Here is an 18,357-nt window from a genome sequence, read left to right as displayed (position 1 = left end):
AAACGGGGGGAGCAACATCATGTCAACCGATGCAAGCCAGGCACAATCTCCCAGTAAATATGATCGATTGATCGCGTTGGCGCAGGCCGTGCCGCCGGTTTCAACCGTCGTCGTGCATCCTTGCGACGAAACCTCACTACGCGGAGCTGTCGACAGTGCGAAGGCCGGCATCATTCGGCCAATCCTGGTCGGTCCCGAGCAGAAGATCAGGGACACCGCGGCCAAGGGCGGATTTGACATCACGGGCTTTGAAATCGCCGATGCCGCGCATAGTGAGGACGCTGCTGCCAAAGGCGTCGAATTGATCCACGCAGCCAAAGGCGAAATGCTGATGAAGGGCAGCCTGCACACCGACGAGCTGATGCGCGCGGTGACGGCAAAGGCGGGCGGCTTACGCACCGACCGGCGCATCAGCCATGTCTTCGTGATGGATGTGCCGGCCTATACCGAGACCATTTTCGTCACGGATGCTGCGATCAACATCTTCCCGGACCTTGGTGCCAAGCGAGACATCATCCAGAACGCCATCGATCTCTACAATCAGGCCGGGTTCGGCCAGTCTCCTCGCGTGGCGATCCTGTCTGCGGTTGAAACCGTTACCGCCACGATTCCTTCGACGATCGATGCGGCAGCGCTGTGCAAAATGGCCGACCGAGGTCAGATCACCGGGGGATTGCTCGACGGACCGCTGGCGTTCGACAACGCCATCGATGTTGAGGCGGCGCGGATCAAGGGTATCAAGTCCGAGGTCGCAGGCCGCGCGCAGATACTGGTTGTTCCTAACCTTGAGGCTGGCAACATGTTGGCAAAGAACCTGGCGTATTTCGCCAAGGCCGATGGTGCGGGAATTGTGCTCGGTGCCCGGGTGCCTGTTGTGTTGACGTCACGAGCCGACACGGCACGCGCGCGGATGGCGTCTTGCGCCATCGCGTCGCTCTATGCGCATGCCAGGCGTCAACGCGCGCCAACAGTTGCTGGGTGATGGCCATGGACACAATCCTTGTCGTCAATGCTGGCTCGTCGAGCGTCAAGTTTCAGGTCTTTTCGGTCGAGGGAGAGGGGAACTTATACAGGCGGATCAAGGGCCAGATCGATGGAATCGGCAGTCGTCCGCGGTTACGTGCGAACGGACCTAATGGTGAGCCGATGGCCGATCGTGCCTATCCGATCGAGGCCGTGGCTGACGTGCCAGCTGCGATGTCCGTTGCCGGCGCGTGGCTCCGCGAAGAACTCAATATCAACCCCGTCGCCGTCGGCCATCGCGTCGTCCATGGCGGGCCGGATTATGCAAATCCGGTATTGATTGATCACGGCGTCGTGGGGCGCCTGGAGCGATATATTTCGCTGGCCCCGCTACACCAGCCGCATAACCTGGCGCCAATCAAAACGATCCTGAACAACTTCCCGGCTCTGCCGCAGGTCGCCTGTTTCGACACCGCCTTTCATCGCGATCACAACGCTCTCGCGGACCACTATGCGATTCCGTACCAGCTCCATGCCGAGGGCATCAGGCGCTATGGCTTCCACGGCTTATCATACGAATATATCGCCAAGCGCCTGCCGCAGGTTGCGCCCGACGTCGCTGGCGGGCGCGTGATCGTCGCCCACCTCGGCAGTGGCGCCTCGATGGGCGCGATCAAGAATGGAAAGAGTGTCGAGAGCACAATGGGCTTTACGGCGCTCGATGGACTCGCGATGGGAACGCGTGTCGGCCAACTCGATCCGGGAGTCGTTCTGTATTTGATTGCGGAGAAAGGCATGTCGATATCGAAAGTGCAGGATTTTCTCTATCGGGACTGCGGCCTGAAAGGGCTATCCGGCGTCAGCAATGACATGCGTGAACTTGAAAGCAGCGAAGATCCGCGCGCAGCGTTTGCGATTGAATACTTCGTCTACCGGGTGGGGCTCCACGCCGGCATGCTCGCTGCCGCGCTGCAGGGCCTCGACGCCTTCGTGTTCACGGCCGGAATCGGTGAGAACTCGGCATCGATCCGCGCGCGTATTGGCGAGAGGCTTGCCTGGCTCGGCGTCGTGCTTGATCCAGGAGAGAATGCTGGACACGCCAGCAGGATATCGCGATTCGACAGCCGTGTTCCCGTCTATGTCATTCCCACCGATGAAGAGCTGATGATTGCGCAGCATACGCTGTCGTTGTTGGTGAATCCGAAAACGCACGATCAGAAACATGAGAGAGTGTCATGAAGATTCCGGTATATCCCGAGACCAGTATCGCGTTGAAAGGCAAGAAGGGACTCGTCGTCGGTATAGCCAACGACCAATCTATCGCGTGGGGCTGCGCCAAAGCGTTTCGAGCGCTCGGCGCCGATGTTGCCGTTACATATCTGAACGAAAAGGCCAAGAAGCACGTCGAGCCGCTTGCGGAAGCGCTGGAGGCTCCAATCTTCATGCCGCTTGATGTGATGGTTGAAGGAGAAACCGAAAAGGTGTTTGAGCGGATCGGCAAGGAATGGGGGCAACTCGACTTCCTTTTGCACTCCATCGCTTTCTCACCCAAGAATGCATTGCACGGCCGTGTTGTCGACGTGGACCGTGAGGGGTTTCAGAAGACAATGGACGTTTCCTGCTGGTCGTTTATGCGGATGGCGCATCTGGCAGAGCCGCTCATGAAGAACGGTGGTACGATGTTCACCATGACCTATTACGGTAGTCAGATGGTGGTGAAGAACTATAACGTCATGGGTGTCGCGAAAGCGGCCCTTGAGGCCGCGGTGCGCTATATCGCCGCCGAGCTCGGACCAAAAGGCATTCGCGTACACGCGATCTCGCCTGGACCACTGGCAACGCGCGCTGCGTCCGGCATTCCGGAATTCGACGAACTGATGGACAAGGCGCAGTCGCAAGCGCCGTCGCGCAGTCTAGTCAGCATTGACGATGTGGGGAGGGCGACTGCATTCCTTGCGCTCGACGGTGCCAAGCTGATCACTGGAAGTGTGCTTTATGTCGATGGCGGCTACCACATTATCGATTGACGGGTGGTGGTTTTGCTTCAGCTGAAGTGTAGACCGATCACCTCAGCGACGCAGGCAGGGCGCTTGCCGCCCTCGATCTCGATTGTCACGCGATAGTGGGTGCGCAAGCCGTTGGGTGGCACTTCCTCGGCTTCCGCTATGCTGACGCGGCCGCGCAATTTTGAGCCGGCCGGCACCGGTGAGAGATAGCGGATACGGTCTGCGCCATAGTTTAGGGTATTCTTCAGCCCCTTCAGACCCATCACCGAGCGGATGAACATCGGCGTTAAGCTCAAGGACAGCAGGCCGTGAGCGATGGTCTTACCACCCGGCATCTCCGTTTCCGCGCGCTCCTGGTCGACATGAATCCATTGCTCGTCGCAGGTCGCTTCCGCGAACTTGTTGATGCGATCCTGCGTTACCTCAATCCAGTCGCTAACGCCGACCTCTGTACCGACGGCGGCCTTGATTTCTTCAAACCCGTTGAAAATCCGCATGAATGTGATCCGATTCCACAGGTTACAGTTTCATTTCGGGAACTTTGTCTGGAACGACGAGCTCGGCCTCCGTCACCGCCAGTACCTCGGCGATGGTGACGCCGGGCGCCGTCTCCTGCAAAGTTGCGTTGCCGCCAGGAAAGGCGATGACCGCCATATCGGTAACGACGAGATCGATTGGCCGAACCGAGGTGAGTGGTAGGTTGCATTTGGCAACAATCTTAGACTTTCCCTTGGCTGCGTGTTGCATGGCAACGATTACACGTTTGGCACCACTAACGAGGTCCATCGCGCCGCCCATACCTGGCACCATCTTGCCGGGGATCGTCCAGTTGGCGAGCCGCCCGCCGGCATCTACCTGCAGACCACCGAGTACGGTGATGTCGACATGGCCACCGCGGATCAAACCGAACGACATCGCACTATCGAAGGTGGCGGCGCCGGGCAGCGCGCTAATCGGCTTGCCGCCGGCATCGGTCAGCAGCGGATGAGCCATGCCCTGCTCGGGGATGGGACCGGTGCCAATCAATCCGTTCTCGGACTGAAAGAAAATGTTCAACCCTGGCGGCACATAGTTAGCGACCAGCGTCGGAATGCCGATGCCTAGATTGACGAGGTTGCTCGGCCGAAGCTCTTGCGCCACGCGGCGGGCGATAATGGTTTGTGCATCCATAGATCACCCGTTCGCGACGAGGTAATCGACCAGGGGGCCGGGGGTAATAACGTGGTCGGGCGCGATGACGCCGACCGGGACGATATGCTCCGCGGTGACGATGACGGTGTCCGCCGCCATCGCCATGACCGGATTGAAGTTGCGGGCCGTGAGGGCGTAGGACAGGTTGCCGGCGTAGTCGGCAAGAAATGCGTGCACAAGCGCAAAATCGGCGCGTAGGGCGGTCTCGAGCAGATAGCTCTTCCCGCCCACGTCGATCTTTTGTTTGCCTTCCTCGACCAGCGTCCCGACGCCAGTCGGCGTCAATACGCCACCCAACCCACAGCCACCGGCGCGAATGCGCTCGACGAAAGTGCCCTGCGGGATCAGATCAACGGTGATCTGTTTGCCCAGCATTTGCTGTTGAGCCTTCGGATTGAGGCCAATGTGGGTCCCGATCATGTGGGCTACCTGTGCGCCCTCGAATAGTTTCCCGACACCTTTACCGGGGGTGGCCGCATCATTGCTGATGAGAGAAATGTTCGACTTCTTCTGCCGCACTAGTTCGTCGAGCAGGCGCTCCGGCGTTCCCACACCCATGAATCCGCCGACCATGATGCTTGCGCCGGTCGGGATCATCGCAATGGCATCTTCCAGAGAAACAGCCTTCATAATGGAGCTCCGTCAACAGTCGATCAGGAGAGCCGATGGTGAAGAAGTGTCGGTGTACCAAGCCGGTGCTCCTTTGATCTGCGTCAAGACTTGTCATTATTTCCTTCGCGAACAGAGACTCCCACGCCCTCGAGGGCTTCCGCCCAGAGCTTGCGGATCTCTGCGTGGCGCTGTTCGAGAGTAGCGCTCACGGCTTCACGGAAGGGCGTCAGATCCGGGCTCTTTAGAAGAAGGATCTGTGCTTGCAGCAGGCGGCCGCTTTCAAATTCAATACGGCGCAGCGCCGTGACGAATGGATCATGCGTGTCGGCTTCGACCGGCAAGAGGGCGGCGGGCCGAATTCCAGCATGTATGGCATGCGCGCGGGCAGCCAAATCACCCGCCAGTGCCAGGGGGGGATCGTCAATGCCCTCGATGGGCTTTGGGAGCCATGTCGTTTCCCAAGACGCTGCCAAATAGCTCAGTGCAAGATCGGGTATCCATGATGTCGCGCGCAGCAACAGGGAAACGATTTCCGCTTCTCGATAGAATTGCGCATTCAATTCGGTCTGCCAGGCGGATTTGAGCTTGAGTGGCAGGGCGAACGCGAAGTGTCGCGCCAACGCGCCGTGGGCCGAGATCAAGAATGCTGCGACGCGTGTTTGCTGATGTAAGGGCACGCGGCCTTCGGGGTCGAGTGGTCCGAAGAACGCCCTCATCGTATCGTTTCCTGTACTGGTATCGCTCGCAGATGGTCGTAGCCGGCTGGAAATGGAACGAGCTGCCCGCCGGCTTCTTCCGGAGCAATCCAGACAGCCTTGTTGCCTTGCCAGCCCCCCGCCAGCACATCCTCTGCAAAGCGTGCGAGCAGGTCGGCGGTGAGCGCGGGTTTCTCCAGCGTAAAGGCATGGTAGGCGCGTTGAACGATGACAAGCGAGCTGTCTGGAATTTGGATACGCAGGGTCTCGTGGAGTGCACGTGGCGTCAGAAAGTCGAATTCACCGTTGAGGATCATCGTTGGTACGCCGATTAGAGGGAGTTGCGGCGTCAAAGGCTGGAAGTCGAGGAAAGACTCCATCAGATTCTGCAGGGCGTAAACGTCATTGATAAGCCAGCCTTGCCGCTTGACGTTGTCGAGCGTTTCCAAAACCGGCTTCAGCCACTGGTCGCTGACGTTCATTGGCAGCAGTAGGTCCTGAAGATAGCTGGTACCGCCAAGGACCAGCCCGGTTCGCAAGGCATTGCCGAGCAGATACAGTTGAGGCGGTAGCTCGGCAAAGCAGCTCATCGGCACCAAACCAGTCAGCCGATGGCCATGTTCGATCGCGTAACGCAGTGCGATAAGGCCGCCGAAGCTGATGCCACTCAGAAAAATGGGACCGTCGCCGAGTTCTCCAATCAGGAGATGCAATGCGGCGACGTGGTCATCCTGACGGATGAACAGCGCGGGCTTGTCGGACGCACCTTGGCCGAGCAGATCGAACGTCGCGACGCGAAAGTGACGCGCCACCAGTGCGTCGCGATAGGCCGTCCACAATTCCGCGTATTGCGTCAGTCCGTTGACTAGAACGTAGACAGGCGCGCCCGTCGGTCCGTCGAGCTCATAACGTATCCGATATGAACCGTAGCTAAGGAAGGGCATTGCGCTGACCGGTTGGCGATTTGATCGCCGCAATAATCAGTGGTCGAAGACGAATTCTATTGAGCTAGATCAAGCATTTCCTGATTGAGCCCCTCAACATATGCACAAAACATCATCCGGAGGGAGACCGTCATGACCGGTAGATCTGCCATGAAACATTGCTTCGTTAGCCTGATCCTGTTGCTGGTTGGTACTGCAATTTCGGCCGCACAACCCTTCACACGCCGCTCGTCGCAAGTGCAGCATGATGGGCTGAAGAAGTACTATGACGTGTCAAACTTCAGGTTGGGCGGTAAGTATGATCTGAACGATCCGACAAAGTGGGAGAACGGCGGAGAGGGCGGCGTCACGCTGGAGTCGCTCGGTGGCGGAAAACTGCGCACCGCGTATGTCGCGATTGGAAATGCGCGCCGCAATGCGGCCGGCGAAATCACCAATGCGGTGGTGATCAACTCTTACTATTCCGGCGACTCCACTGACATGTATGAGCAATGGGTCAAGGGCGCTGCCCTGTCGGGCGGCGTGCCGATCATTGGTCCGGGGCGACCGATCGATACCGACCGATACTATGTCATTATGGTCGATCCGCTGGGGACCTGGGGTGCCAGTAAGCCATCAGACGGTCTCGGTATCAAATTTCCGCAGTACAGCTATTTTGATATGGTGCAGGCGAACTACCGGATGCTGCGTGACCACCTGAAAGTTGCGCGCGTGGCGCTGGTCGCTGGCGTCTCGATGGGCGGGACGCAGACCTACGTCTGGGGTGTGCTGCATCCAGAGTATATCGGCGCGCTTATGCCGATCGGCGGCACGACCCAATCCGACGCCGAAGATCCCGTCGGAAATTGGACTTTTCAGTTGATGACGGCTGCGATCCAGTCTGATCCGGTATGGCAATCCACAAAAGGTGATTACTACAAGCTTCCCAAGGAAAAACATCCCTTGCCGGGCATGGCCTTCGGCTGGTCGGTGCTGGGCCTGACCGGATATGATTTCGGCTACAGGACGACCCAGAGTTTTGCATCGGTCCAACCCGAGGTGTTCTACTGGGATCCGCCGAACGAGAAGGCCGGTCTCAATGTGAACAACCGTTCCAAGCTGTATGATGCGGTTGATCTGGTTTGGCGGAATCGCGTCGGCGAAACCTACAACGTCAATCCCTACCTCGGCCGCATTCAGGCGCGTACCCTGGTGATGCATATCACCAATGACCTCTGGCTGAACTTCAAGCTCGCCCAGCGCGCCGTCGATCGCGTACCCGGCGCGGACCTGATCTCAGAGGAAAGCCCGGTCGCCCATTACGGCGTATTCCCGATCATCAACAATCGTAAGAACGATCCGAAGTTCGTCTCGTTCATGGATGATGTGGCAAGCCTCGATCGAGCGCAGAGATTTGTCGACAAGAATTATCGAGTGCCTGCCGTTGCCGATAATATCGACAAGACCAGGTCGTTCTGGAAGGACTACGTAACCTATCCTTATCCGGTCAAATACGCGACCGCAAAGGACAAGCGCGGAACGTCATGGCAGATCGGTTACATGGATGAGTATGCCGGCACGGATAAGGATCCTAAGGTGCTCGTCATTATCCACGGGAAGGGCGCGTTTGGTGGGCACTACGGCAATGTCATGCAGTATGCGCTGCGCAGCGGCCTGCGCGTGATCGTCCCGGACCTTCCACATTACGGCATGTCCGGCCCCGGCAATATTGATAAGAGCCCGGCGCGCACCATGCAGGATATGCGCGAGGTAATCTATGATCTCGTCGTCAATCAGCTCGGCGTAAAAAAGGCATACTACCTTGGACACTCGCTTGGTGGTCAGTTCGCGATGGGTTACGCGCTGACCTGGCCGGACGCAGTGCAAGGCCTTGCGCTCGAGGCGCCTTCTGGCCTCGAGGAGTACCCGCGCGACATCACGATCGCCAAAGACAAGAAAGCGCGCTTGTTCGATGAGGCCTTCGGCCGTGATTTCGACAGGTGGAAGCAGGGGTGGGAGCAGACCGGAATACTTAAAGCTGAAATCGGGCGGTCTGAGCAGAACATCCGCGACTTTTTTTACTTTAAGAAACGTGACGCTGAGACTGGAGTGGTGTCAGCAGCCAAGAGCGGATATTTTTTTAATGACAGCGAGTATGCCCGCTTCCATACGGACCAACGTGTTGGGTTGACGAAGGGAGATCCCAAGGAACTCGAGCAGTGGTGTAACGTCTTCATCTTCGACGTCTATACGATCGGGGCAGAATTGCAGCAGGACGATCCGAAGAACCTTTACGAACGGCTGACGGAGATCAAGGTGCCGATCTTCCTCGCGTTCGGTGACAAGGAGCCATTTATCCCGACGCCTGCTTTTAACGGGCTAACCGACCTGGGACGTGACGTCATTACGCCGTTCATGTCGCGCATGACCAATGCCGGCAACAGGCCGTTGCTCAAAATCTATCCGGAGACCGGACACTTCATCCATACGGACAATCCAGTTGAATACTCCGCAGACGTGGTCGATTTTGTAACGAAGGGAACCCTCGACACCAGTTCACCACTCGGCACTGACCGTATGATCAGGGGAGCTGTCGCGTCAGCCGTCCCTGTAGCACCGACGCCGCCGGGAGCCGCGCCGACTGCCGGCCTGAACAAGTAGGGTGATACATGCCAAGAGTGCGGGCAGGTGAGGTCTCTCTGGGCTGGCGGGAGTGGGGACGAGGCGACGTTAGCGTCGTCTTCGTTCACGGCAACCTCGCCAGCAAGGATTGGATCGAAATCGCCGCACCACTGTTTCCTTCCGGACTGCGCGTGATTGGAATCGACTGGCGCGGTTGTGGCGACAGCGACCAACCGGAACCTGCAGCCCACTATAGCAACTACTCCATGCAGCAGCACGCGGAGGATATGTTAGCCGCGCTCGACGCTCTGGACGTCAAATTCTGCCATCTTGCTACGCACTCAACGGGCGGCATCATTGCCGCGCGTATGTTGTTGATGCAACCGGAGCGCTTTGGGAGCGTATTCTCTCTCGATCCAGTTTCACCGCTCGGTATGGCCTTCAACGCCGATCAGATCGGCGTTTTTCGGGCGATGATGGCAAGCAAGCAACTCACGCGGACGGTAATGGCCAGCGCGGCGTCCTCGCTATTCTTGCCAGATAGCCTGACGCCAAATGCGATCCCACGTTTTCGCGAAGGGCTCGGGGAAATTCAGGCGCTGTTTGAGCGCATCATCGAACAGACCTTCGGTGTTTCTGAAGGGATCTGGATCGGCACGCCGGTCAATCTTACCCGCGAGCGAGAAAGTGGAGAACTCAAACGCCGCATGCCGGATATCCAGCATCCCCATCTGGTGTTGTGGGGCGAACAGGATGGCTGGATTCCGCCAGCCGATCTCCGGGCGATGGCTGCGGTAATGCCAGATTGCCGGCTCGTGGTTGTGCCCGGTATCGGGCATTCGATGAATCTTGAACTACCCGCGCTCTATGCAGGCTATTTCGGCGCATGGTTCGGAGGGCGTTCGAAATAGCAGGGATCTGGGCGGGCAATGGCAATTCAGCTCCTCGTCGGCACGATCGTTACCGTGATCACCATCATGGTTCATGCGCTGGTCACCGTTGGTGCGGTGGGCATCGCCCGCTCAGCAGGGCTACGGCACACCACGCGACCGAGACTTCACCTGATGGCCGTGATGGTCGGGGTCGCTGCCGTGCTGATGATTGCACATACGCTGGAAATGCTCGCTTGGGCGCTGGCCTATGCAATAGTCGGCGCTGCCCCAGACGACAGCGACCTTCTTTATTTCGCATTCGTAAATTACACCACCCTCGGCTACGGCGATATAACGCCGGTGCAAGCTTGGCGGCTGATCGGGCCGATGACCGCCATGAATGGCATTCTGATGTTTGGCTGGTCGACTGCGGTCCTCTTCGAAGTGTTGCGTAAGACGCTGGATCATCTTGCCGCGATCGGTGCGCGCGGCTTCAGCCCTGTAGATCCAGACTAGCGAGTCTGCTTCGGTCCAAGAGTACAATCTGGCGCTGAGTGTTGCCGATGAAACCGAGAGTCCTCAGTTCGTGCAATCGCGACAGTACGCGGGAAACAGTTTCCAGCGTCAAGCCCAGGTAGTCGGCGATATCGCGGCGTGACATCGGCAGGGCCATAGTGCCCGCCGCAGACAACCGCTTGTCCATCTCAAGCAGGAAGGCCGCGACCCGCTCCAGCGAGGTCTTGCGGCCAAGCAGAAGCATGTGATCCTCCGCGTGTTGCAGATTGCTTGTGGTCATACTGAGCAAGTTGCGCGCGACCATGGCGTCGCTTTCGGCCACGATCTCTAAACTTTGTCGCTTAATGAGGCGAACAGCGGTGTCTACAATCGCTTCCGCAGTGAATCGATGCTCGGCACCGTTCTCAAGCCCGAAGATGTCTCCGGCGAGGTGAAATGCGCCGATCTGACGGCGGCCGTCGGAGAGCAGCTTGTAGCTTCGCACGGCACCGGATTTCACTTGGTAAACGTATTCTGCTGGCTCCTTTTCCCCGTAAATTTCTGAGCCTTTTTTGTAGGTGAACTCGTTCAAACTGACAATAGGATCAGAATCGCTGGCCATGCCGAGTTCACGGAGAGAATTGGCGCGCGGCGTGGGATTCGTCGTCGTGCGAGCAAACATGGGTCACCCCCGTCACTGAGCGCTTCGAATGTTGTTGCACTGCGAGGATATTGCTTTTTCTCGCTCTGGAGCGATTTAAGAGTAGAATGACAATTGCGACCATTGTCTCAAGGTGCATTGTACCAAAGGACGACATAACGGCCCATAATGTGGGAGCCGACTCCTACGCTCGCCGCGAAGTAGTATTCTCATTTGGACCGGCTTCTTATCATTTGAAAAGGCGCATACTAATAATCTCATCGCTCGAAATAATTGGAGCTCGGAAGCCAAATGCTCGGCCTCGTCCACGTGGTAGACGACGATGCTTCTTTTCGAACCGCGATCGAGCGGAGGTTGAAGGTCGCCGGGTATGAAGTCGCGGTATACCCATCAGCACAGCTGCTACTGGATCAGCTGCCCATGGTTGAGATCCCGGCGTGTATCCTGCTTGACGTGCAGATACCCGGGTTAAGTGGTCCGGAGTTGCAAAGCCAGTTGATCAGTCTAGGGTCAAGCATACCGATTGTGTTCGTCACTGGGCACGTTGACATCGCGACCACTGTGCAAGCCATTAAGGACGGGGCAGAGGATTTTTTGACCAAGCCAGTGACCTCCCAGCAGCTTATCGATGCAATCGATCGCGCGCTGCTGCGCCACAAAGCGGCAATCGTGCAACGCAGCCGGCTCATCATATTGCATCATCTAGTGGCTTCCCTGACGCCGCGAGAGCGGCAGGTGTTCGATTTGATGGTACTGGGGAAGATCAACAAACAGATAGCCTATGAGCTAGGAACTGCAGAGCGGACGGTCAAAGCGCATCGCCGTCAAGTGATGGAGAAAATGCAGGTGTCTTCATTTGCGGAGCTTGTTTCCATCGCCGAGCGGCTCGGAGTAAGAGATGCGCAATGCATCATCGGTGAGGATAGGCGGTTATCTCCTAATATTTGACATGGGAGGTCCACGACTGTGTCAGAGCTATCCGTGTTTGTAATCTTGAGGGGCATTGCGGTACTGCGCCGATCTCTTGCGGATAGAGGCGTCAGCCCGCCCGCGATTCACATCACCGGGAATGATAGGCATGCGGACCGCATGGCCGCGATTGAATCCGGATGCATGCCTATCTAAAGAAGCCATTTAAGGCGACGTCTCTCATTGCGGCGATCGAACGTGCTCGAGCGCTCCAGAGTTAGATTTGGAAGGGGGCCGTTTATTCATCTATACGCTGTTCGAATGTCTGCGTGGGCGAGCCCCTGTGAACGGTAGAAAACTGACCGAGCGGCAAAGATGTCACGAGTGACAAGAGGCTCGAATCAATGAACTGTAGCCGCAGAAGCCGCCCCTGACTCATTTCAGTTACGAGCAGTGGCTTCGCAATAGCGCCTGCAATGCAAGAATTGGTCAGGCACCAAGTGTATGGCACTCGGTAAGGCCTGCCCTGATCAATTGTGAGTTCAACTGGGTTCGGCAGGTACATGCCGACTGGGGAAAATATCTGTATCCTCTTGGTAGCATCGTCTTCACGTTCGACGATGTCCAATCGAACGGCCATTTGACCGGTCGGGAAAGTGCCAGTGATCGATGTGCGACAAAGCGCTTTCGCCCCGCCTGGCTTGAAGCAGAGTTTCTTCCAATCCCCGAAGGTAACGTCCTTCACTTCGCGCTGACCGCGGGGGCGAACTTCCTTCCCGGGAACGGTCACCGCCGGCTCTTGCTGCGATGCGGCGGGCTCGTTCAACGCGAGGTTCGATAGCGCCGTGAATAGCAACGCTCGGAAGAGAGTCCATTCATACTCGCGTTTGCTTCGACCCGAATATGTCACGAGTGACCTCCCGGCATTGGCCTCATTTCTGGTTATCCAAGAACTTCGCTACAATTGGCGACCAAATCGGGATAGCTTTTGGCGATCCGATGAAAAAGTGCCCCTCATCGCCAAAGGGCGGTATCAAGTGGTACTCGGCTTTTCCGCCAGCGGTCGTGAAGGCATTGTGCATACGTTTTGATAGTTCTGGACCGAAGAACGTATCGTTCTCAATGTAGATCCACAGCATCGGTGTGCGTGATGTGCGGCCGAAATCTGCCGTCGCTTCGACGAGCCTGTCCGGCGCGCAGTTGTTGTTTGGCTTGCCGTCGACGCGGCCACCGCGGCCGGCGGCGAAAGTAATGATCGCTTTAACCTGTGGTGGATTTACGCTCGATAGCGCAATGGATGCCCAACCTCCGGCGGATTGTCCAACGACGATGACATCTTTCGGCACGATGCGGTTTTCTGCGATCAAATAGTCAATAATCCAGAGGTTAACTTTTGCGACTGCAAGCCCGGCGTCGTGGAAGTTTGGATTTTCGCATTTTCCGATCTTGGAGAAGAAAGGGCCGTAGATGGCACGCTCGGGAATGTCGATGGCGGATGCCCCATATCCGGTGCCCACCGGCGCCACCACCAGATAACCGCGCCTCGCAAACCATTTGGCCGCATCGCGGAATTCAACCAGGGGAAAGAAGCCGCGGTCAGTCGGATTGAGCGAGACGCCGTGGTTCATGATAACCAGCGGGAAGGGGCCGTTGCCTATCGGGCGCACCAGATAGGCAAACATTGGCAACGGCAGCGGCAGCACCCAGAGCTCTTCCTGGATGCGCGCAGCATCGGGCTTGTCGGCCGCTTGCATCGGCGCGGCAGGGGCCATGGATATAAGAAGCGCCGCCGTGACGAACGCGTGAATGGCATGCATGGTGGGTGCCTTTCCGGATCGCCTCATGTCGCGATCCGACAGCCAAAATTCTGAAGGCAGTTGATTCAGATCAATCCTCATTGCCGGAGCCAGCGCCTGTTGGCCCGATGAGCTCGAATATTTCTGCGATACGTGTGGTTAATGTGCCGATGCGCCACGAAGAGACCCTGATGGTCGCGTTGCTGCTGGGCTTCGCAGGCGGCTATCTCGATGCCTATACGTGGATTACGCATGGCGTTCTGGCGAATGCGCAGACCGCCAACTTGGTATTCTTATGGGTAAAAGCGACGGCCGGGAAGTGGACGGAGGCATTTCACTTCGTGCCATCGCTCTTCGCTTTCGTCGTCGGCGTGGTGATCGCCTCATGGCTGCGGCGTGCAGTCGGTGATCGAGTCGGCCCGATCAGCATTCTCGTAGAAGCTGGCGTTCTGATCCTTGTCGGTGTGCTGCACAATCGCGTGCCTGACGTTGCGGGCACGCTGGGCGTCTCGATGGTGGCCGCAATGCAGACTTCGATTTTCACCAAGGTTGAGGGTTCAAACTACAGCTCTGTGATGATCACAGGAAACTTTCGCCAGGCGATTGAGGGAGCGGTCGCACTGGTTGCTGGAGATATCCAGGTCGGTCTGTTGCGTAAGTCCTGTATATTCATGGGGGTTTGCGCCGCATTTGGCACAGGCGCCGCTGTCGGTGCTTTCATTACAGAGCGGGCGCCAGCACTCACTCTAACCGTTCCTGTCGGTGCGTTGCTGCTGGTTCTTCTATGCTGCGGCGGATTCCGCGGCGTGATGCGGGATCGCGTTGATCGAAGGGAGCAGGCATGAGGTCGCACGGGATCTTTCCGCCGACGCGCTGGCTTGCCGAATATCGCGCTGACTGGCTTCGCTGTGACATGATCGCTGGAGTCACGCTGGCCGCCTATGCGATCCCGGTGTCGTTGGCCTATGCTGCGCTCGCCGGCATGCCGCCCCAGATCGGGATCTATGGCTACATGCTGGGCGGCATTGGCTATGCCCTGTTGGGCTCTTCGCGGCAACTTGCTGTCGGCCCGACTTCGGCGATTTCGCTGATGATCGCCGCTTCGGTCGGGGGTCTAGCGGCAGGCGATGCGCTTCGCTATGCGCAGATTGCGAGTGCAGCAGCCCTTGGCGTTGCGGCTCTCTGCCTGATTGCCTGGATCTTTCGACTAAGCATGCTGGTACGCTTGATCAGCGACACCATTCTGGTTGGCTTCAAGGCTGGCGCGGGTCTCACCATTATCATGACGCAGCTGCCGAGCCTATTTGGCGTTGCTGGTGGCGGGCGAAATTTCTTCGATCGCCTTGTCGTGCTTGTTGGGCAGCTCGGTGGTGTTCACTGGATCGTGCTTGCGATCGGACTTGTTGCGATCATGCTGCTCCAGGGCGAGCGTCTATTGCCCGGCAGGCCGGTAGGACTTGCAGTCGTCATCCTATCGATCGTTGTCGCGACAGCGCTCGGCTTGCCGGCGCTTGGCATTCCCGTCACCGGCGAAATTCCGAAGGGCTTGCCGAGCATTGCCATGCCGACCTTCGGGCTTCTTGAGTTTGATGAACTATTTCCTCTCGCTGCCGGCATCATGTTGCTCGCCTATGTCGAAGGCGTCGCAGGTGCGCGAAGTTTTGCGGCGAGGCACGACTATCCCATCGACGTGCGGCAGGAGTTTCTGGGGTTGGGCGCCGCCAATCTGGCGGTAGCGCTCGGCCATGGTTACCCTGTTGCGGGAGGCTTGTCACAATCCGCCGTTAATGATCAGGCCGGCGCGAGAACGCCGCTCGCTCTGATCATTTGTTCAGCCACGTTGGCGATCTGTCTACTTTTCCTCACGGGGATATTGACCAATCTGCCTAAGGCAGTACTTGCTGCGATCGTTTGCACGGCTGTCTACAAACTAGTTGACATCGCCGCGCTCATGCGGATGTGGCGTATCAGTCGGATCGACTTCTATGCTGCAGCGATCGCCCTTGTCTCCGTGCTGATGCTGGGCATCCTTCAGGGCATCCTGCTGGCTACGCTAGCGTCCATATTTCTGTTACTGGCGCGTGCCTCGCAGCCAAACGTCGCGATTCTCGGGCGCTTACCAGGAACAGGCCGATATGCCGATAGTGCGCGATACCCTGACGTAGAGCCCCTTGCTGGTGTTCTCGCTTTCCGCCCAGAGGCCTCGTTACTTTACATCAATGCGGAAACGGCGATGGAGAATGTGATGGCAAAGGTTCGCGCATCACCGGACACCAAGGTTGTGGTCTGCGGGCTCTCTTCCTCACCCTTTATCGATCTTGCGGGCGTGAAAATGCTTCACGACCTCCATGGCGAACTTGTCTCGCGCGGCATCGTTTTTCAGATCGTCGGCGCCCGCGGGCAAGTCCGGGATGTTTTGCAGGCTGATGGCCTCGCGGAGAAGACCGACAGCGCCAACTGGACCCGAAGGATGGATAGTGTACTCGACGATCTGAGGAAAGGTTGACCGTGTTGCGGTGCCAAGCGAAGCGTCGTTCACAACATCACGTTGCATTGACTTGGATCAACAGGCGCCACTGGGAACGGCTTCAGCATTGGCTACACGCCATCAACATCCTGGATTTGTTACATGTCCAAGGACGGCAACGCCGCAACAACCGATCTGCTGACATTGGCCGCGGGAACGATTATCGGCTTCCTCGGCACGAGATCCAGAGTTCGGTACCGAGGATGGCTTCCCGGTCGGCCATGCCATGTCCGGCCTACTTTTCACCGTGTTCGGATAGTTCGCGATGATCTTGGCCCAAGAAGTCAGTTTCACAACCAGAAGGGAATTAACCATGCGAAAATTTAGCGTCTTTGCCGTTGCAGTCGCGGTGCTTGCTGGGGTCGTCGGCTTCGCCACGCCATCAAGCGCGGATATGGGCCAGGTTGCTGTGATATTTACCAAGGGTGGCTTTATTGTCGGGGTCGGCGGCGGCGAGGGCGTGTTGAGGTACCGCGGAAAAACCTATCCCTTTACCGTCTCGGGCATGAGCGTGGGTTTCACGATTGGTGCATCTACCACCAAGCTTATCGGTCGCGCGATCAATTTGAAGGGGCCCACATCAATTGAAGGCACCTATGGAGTGGTCGGAGCGGGTGGAGCGGTGGTGGGTGGCGCTGGAGGCGTGCAATTGCAGAATGGCAATGGCGTGATCCTGCAGCTCAGCGGCCCCAAAGTTGGTGCTGAACTATCCGCCGCTGTTGGCGGCGTCACGATACGGTTGAAGTAAGCCGGCGTCGAACGGGGCTGCGCACTGCGCGGCCTCGTTTCTTTTAGTAACGATTTTCGACGAACTTCATCCGACGGAGGCTGACCTGATCGTTGTAGCGGCCCTTGTTGGAACGCTTCGACAGCCTAATTTTCTTTCGCGCAATCTTCTTGTATGGGATCGTCTTGAGGATATGCGATATAATGTTGAGCCGAGCCCGCCGCTTGTCGTCGGAGCGGACCAATCGCCATGGCGCATGCCTTGTATCGGTCGCCTTGAACATCATGTCGCGCGCTCGGGAATAGTCATACCAGCGCCCAAATGACTCGGTGTCCATCGGGCTTAACTTCCATTGACGGAGAGGATCCTCGATGCGTGCCTTGAAGCGCAGCTCCTGCTCCTTCATACCGACTTCAAGCCACAGCTTGATTAGGATGATCCCAGCATCCACAGCGAATTTCTCGACCAGCGGGCACAATTCCAAGAAGCGTTTGTGTTCAGCCGGGCTGCAGAAACCCATCACATACTCGACGCCAGCGCGGTTGTACCAGCTTCGGTCGAAGATCACGATCTCGCCACTTGCCGGGAACTGCTCGATGTAGCGTTGAAGGAATAGCTGAGACTTTTGGCGGTCAGACGGTGCTGGCAGGGCGCAGACGCGGAAGACCCGCGGACTCACCTTTTCGGTGAGGGCTTTGATGGCGCCCCCCTTGCCAGCGGCATCGCGTCCTTCGAACAGAACGATGACTTTTAAATTATTGGCTTTAACCCAGTCCTGCAAATGGCAGAGTTCGACCTGGAGCTTTCCCAGCTCCTTCTCGTAGTCCTTGCGCTTTAATCGCTCCCTTGGCACGTCAGCTGACATCTCACAGCTCCAGCATGAATCCGATGCGAACCACGTTCAATCTCCCCAAGAAATTGTGATGGCAATGTCGCCGGGTATTCCTCCCGGATAATCGATGGTCTGGTAACCGATGCGATAGCCGCGTGGCTGCAAGTAGTCGCTCCAAAGCTGAAATATCTCACTTGGAATTCCCGTTAGTGTTTTCTCCCATCCCTTTTCCTGCTGATTGATCGCGCGACCCTTGTCGGTGCACAGCGAGTTGGGAAAGCGATAGACCTGAACTTCCGTCAAACCGTTTCGTACCGCCCGCTGGATTATGGTCGACGCAAGCTGGACCTTTTCGGCTTCGCTCTTGCCGGACGGTTGGCTGAGCCGCTCGATCAGCGCGCGCTTCTCGGCCTCAGCCGCCGCGGCAAGACGTGCGTACTTTTCCACCGCCTCGGCCTCCTTGAGGGCGGCCTCTTTACGGATCTGCGTGGCGTTGGGAATGAGATCATCGATGCTACGAGACATG

At 57.6% G+C, this 18,357-nt stretch carries 20 protein-coding genes; 10 read left to right on the top strand and 10 right to left on the bottom strand.

What is annotated here, in order from left to right; all coding sequences use genetic code 11:
• Positions 1-19: 19 nt before the first annotated feature.
• Genes AB7828_RS06495 through fabI form a run of 3 tightly spaced genes read left to right on the top strand, consistent with a single transcriptional unit; the run spans position 20 to position 2,990 of the window.
• Positions 20-982, top strand: a complete 963-nt coding sequence (locus tag AB7828_RS06495; protein WP_441229724.1) for a phosphate acetyltransferase — start codon at positions 20-22, stop codon at positions 980-982.
• A gap of 5 nt (positions 983-987) precedes the next feature.
• Positions 988-2,202, top strand: a complete 1,215-nt coding sequence (locus tag AB7828_RS06490; RefSeq protein WP_441232201.1) for an acetate/propionate family kinase — start codon at positions 988-990, stop codon at positions 2,200-2,202.
• On the top strand, positions 2,199-2,990 hold the full coding sequence (fabI, locus tag AB7828_RS06485) for an enoyl-ACP reductase FabI (protein ID WP_441229723.1): 792 nt from the start codon (positions 2,199-2,201) through the stop codon (positions 2,988-2,990). The genes AB7828_RS06490 and fabI overlap by 4 nt, the downstream gene beginning before the upstream one ends.
• Positions 2,991-3,007: 17 nt before the next feature.
• Here the strand turns inward: fabI and AB7828_RS06480 are convergent, their stop codons facing one another.
• From AB7828_RS06480 to AB7828_RS06460, 5 genes are all read right to left on the bottom strand, one after another.
• Positions 3,008-3,466, bottom strand: coding sequence for a MaoC family dehydratase (locus tag AB7828_RS06480; RefSeq protein WP_441229722.1), 459 nt, complete (start codon positions 3,464-3,466; stop codon positions 3,008-3,010).
• 22 nt (positions 3,467-3,488) lie between these two features.
• Complete coding sequence (locus AB7828_RS06475) at positions 3,489-4,139, bottom strand: 3-oxoacid CoA-transferase subunit B (protein WP_441229721.1); 651 nt, start codon at positions 4,137-4,139, stop codon at positions 3,489-3,491.
• A gap of 3 nt (positions 4,140-4,142) precedes the next feature.
• Entirely contained in the window at positions 4,143-4,790 is a 648-nt protein-coding gene (locus AB7828_RS06470; protein ID WP_439066445.1) for a CoA transferase subunit A, read from the bottom strand.
• A gap of 83 nt (positions 4,791-4,873) precedes the next feature.
• The gene (locus AB7828_RS06465; RefSeq protein ID WP_441229720.1) at positions 4,874-5,488 is read right to left on the bottom strand and encodes a hypothetical protein; all 615 of its coding nucleotides are present in this window, start codon (positions 5,486-5,488) and stop codon (positions 4,874-4,876) included.
• Entirely contained in the window at positions 5,485-6,411 is a 927-nt protein-coding gene (locus AB7828_RS06460; RefSeq protein ID WP_441229719.1) for an alpha/beta fold hydrolase, read from the bottom strand. Before AB7828_RS06460 ends, AB7828_RS06465 begins: the two co-directional genes overlap by 4 nt.
• 132 nt (positions 6,412-6,543) lie before the next feature.
• On the opposite strand from AB7828_RS06460, the gene AB7828_RS06455 reads away from it, so the two are divergent.
• From AB7828_RS06455 to AB7828_RS06445, 3 genes are read left to right on the top strand one after another with little or no spacing between them, the layout of a single operon-like run.
• A complete protein-coding gene (locus AB7828_RS06455) occupies positions 6,544-9,051 on the top strand; it encodes an alpha/beta hydrolase (protein WP_441229718.1) in 2,508 nt (835 codons plus the stop codon).
• 8 nt (positions 9,052-9,059) lie between these two features.
• The gene (locus tag AB7828_RS06450) at positions 9,060-9,923 is read left to right on the top strand and encodes an alpha/beta fold hydrolase (protein WP_441229717.1); all 864 of its coding nucleotides are present in this window, start codon (positions 9,060-9,062) and stop codon (positions 9,921-9,923) included.
• An 18-nt stretch (positions 9,924-9,941) separates the two neighbouring features.
• Complete coding sequence (locus AB7828_RS06445; RefSeq protein WP_089264203.1) at positions 9,942-10,400, top strand: potassium channel family protein; 459 nt, start codon at positions 9,942-9,944, stop codon at positions 10,398-10,400.
• Here the strand turns inward: AB7828_RS06445 and AB7828_RS06440 are convergent.
• Positions 10,378-11,061: a helix-turn-helix domain-containing protein gene (locus tag AB7828_RS06440; RefSeq protein WP_441229716.1), complete on the bottom strand. Its 684-nt coding sequence runs from the start codon at positions 11,059-11,061 to the stop codon at positions 10,378-10,380. The genes AB7828_RS06445 and AB7828_RS06440 overlap by 23 nt on opposite strands.
• Before the next feature lie 270 nt (positions 11,062-11,331).
• Between AB7828_RS06440 and AB7828_RS06435 the strand changes: the two genes are divergently transcribed.
• Positions 11,332-11,988 carry a response regulator transcription factor gene (locus AB7828_RS06435; protein ID WP_441229715.1) on the top strand — a complete coding sequence of 219 codons (657 nt, stop codon included), beginning with the start codon at positions 11,332-11,334 and terminating at the stop codon, positions 11,986-11,988.
• A 259-nt stretch (positions 11,989-12,247) separates the two neighbouring features.
• On the opposite strand, the gene AB7828_RS06430 is transcribed toward AB7828_RS06435, so the two are convergent.
• Both AB7828_RS06430 and AB7828_RS06425 read right to left on the bottom strand, forming a co-directional pair.
• Positions 12,248-12,775: an invasion associated locus B family protein gene (locus tag AB7828_RS06430; protein WP_441229714.1), complete on the bottom strand. Its 528-nt coding sequence runs from the start codon at positions 12,773-12,775 to the stop codon at positions 12,248-12,250.
• Positions 12,776-12,881: 106 nt separating this feature from the next.
• Positions 12,882-13,721, bottom strand: a complete 840-nt coding sequence (locus AB7828_RS06425) for an alpha/beta hydrolase family protein (RefSeq protein ID WP_441232200.1) — start codon at positions 13,719-13,721, stop codon at positions 12,882-12,884.
• A 215-nt stretch (positions 13,722-13,936) separates the two neighbouring features.
• Between AB7828_RS06425 and AB7828_RS06420 the strand changes: the two genes are divergently transcribed.
• The 3 genes from AB7828_RS06420 (at position 13,937) to AB7828_RS06410 (ending at position 17,020) form a co-directional block, all read left to right on the top strand.
• Positions 13,937-14,590, top strand: a complete 654-nt coding sequence (locus tag AB7828_RS06420; protein WP_441229713.1) for a YoaK family protein — start codon at positions 13,937-13,939, stop codon at positions 14,588-14,590.
• A gap of 68 nt (positions 14,591-14,658) precedes the next feature.
• Entirely contained in the window at positions 14,659-16,251 is a 1,593-nt protein-coding gene (locus tag AB7828_RS06415; RefSeq protein ID WP_441229712.1) for a SulP family inorganic anion transporter, read from the top strand.
• 334 nt (positions 16,252-16,585) lie between these two features.
• Entirely contained in the window at positions 16,586-17,020 is a 435-nt protein-coding gene (locus tag AB7828_RS06410) for a hypothetical protein (RefSeq protein ID WP_089264210.1), read from the top strand.
• Between the two features lie 43 nt (positions 17,021-17,063).
• On the opposite strand, the gene ppk2 is transcribed toward AB7828_RS06410, so the two are convergent.
• On the bottom strand, positions 17,064-17,864 hold the full coding sequence (gene ppk2, locus AB7828_RS06405; protein ID WP_089264211.1) for a polyphosphate kinase 2: 801 nt from the start codon (positions 17,862-17,864) through the stop codon (positions 17,064-17,066).
• 36 nt (positions 17,865-17,900) lie between these two features.
• Positions 17,901-18,356 (bottom strand): hypothetical protein, encoded by a 456-nt coding sequence (locus AB7828_RS06400; protein ID WP_089264212.1) that lies wholly within the window; start codon positions 18,354-18,356, stop codon positions 17,901-17,903.
• Position 18,357: the final 1 nt, after the last annotated feature.

The organism is Tardiphaga sp. 215_C5_N2_1 (assembly GCF_052076055.1).
Classification (GTDB): Bacteria; Pseudomonadota; Alphaproteobacteria; order Rhizobiales; family Xanthobacteraceae; genus Tardiphaga; species Tardiphaga robiniae.
Note: the sequence above shows the minus strand (reverse complement) of the source record. Positions and strands in the feature narration are given on the sequence as shown.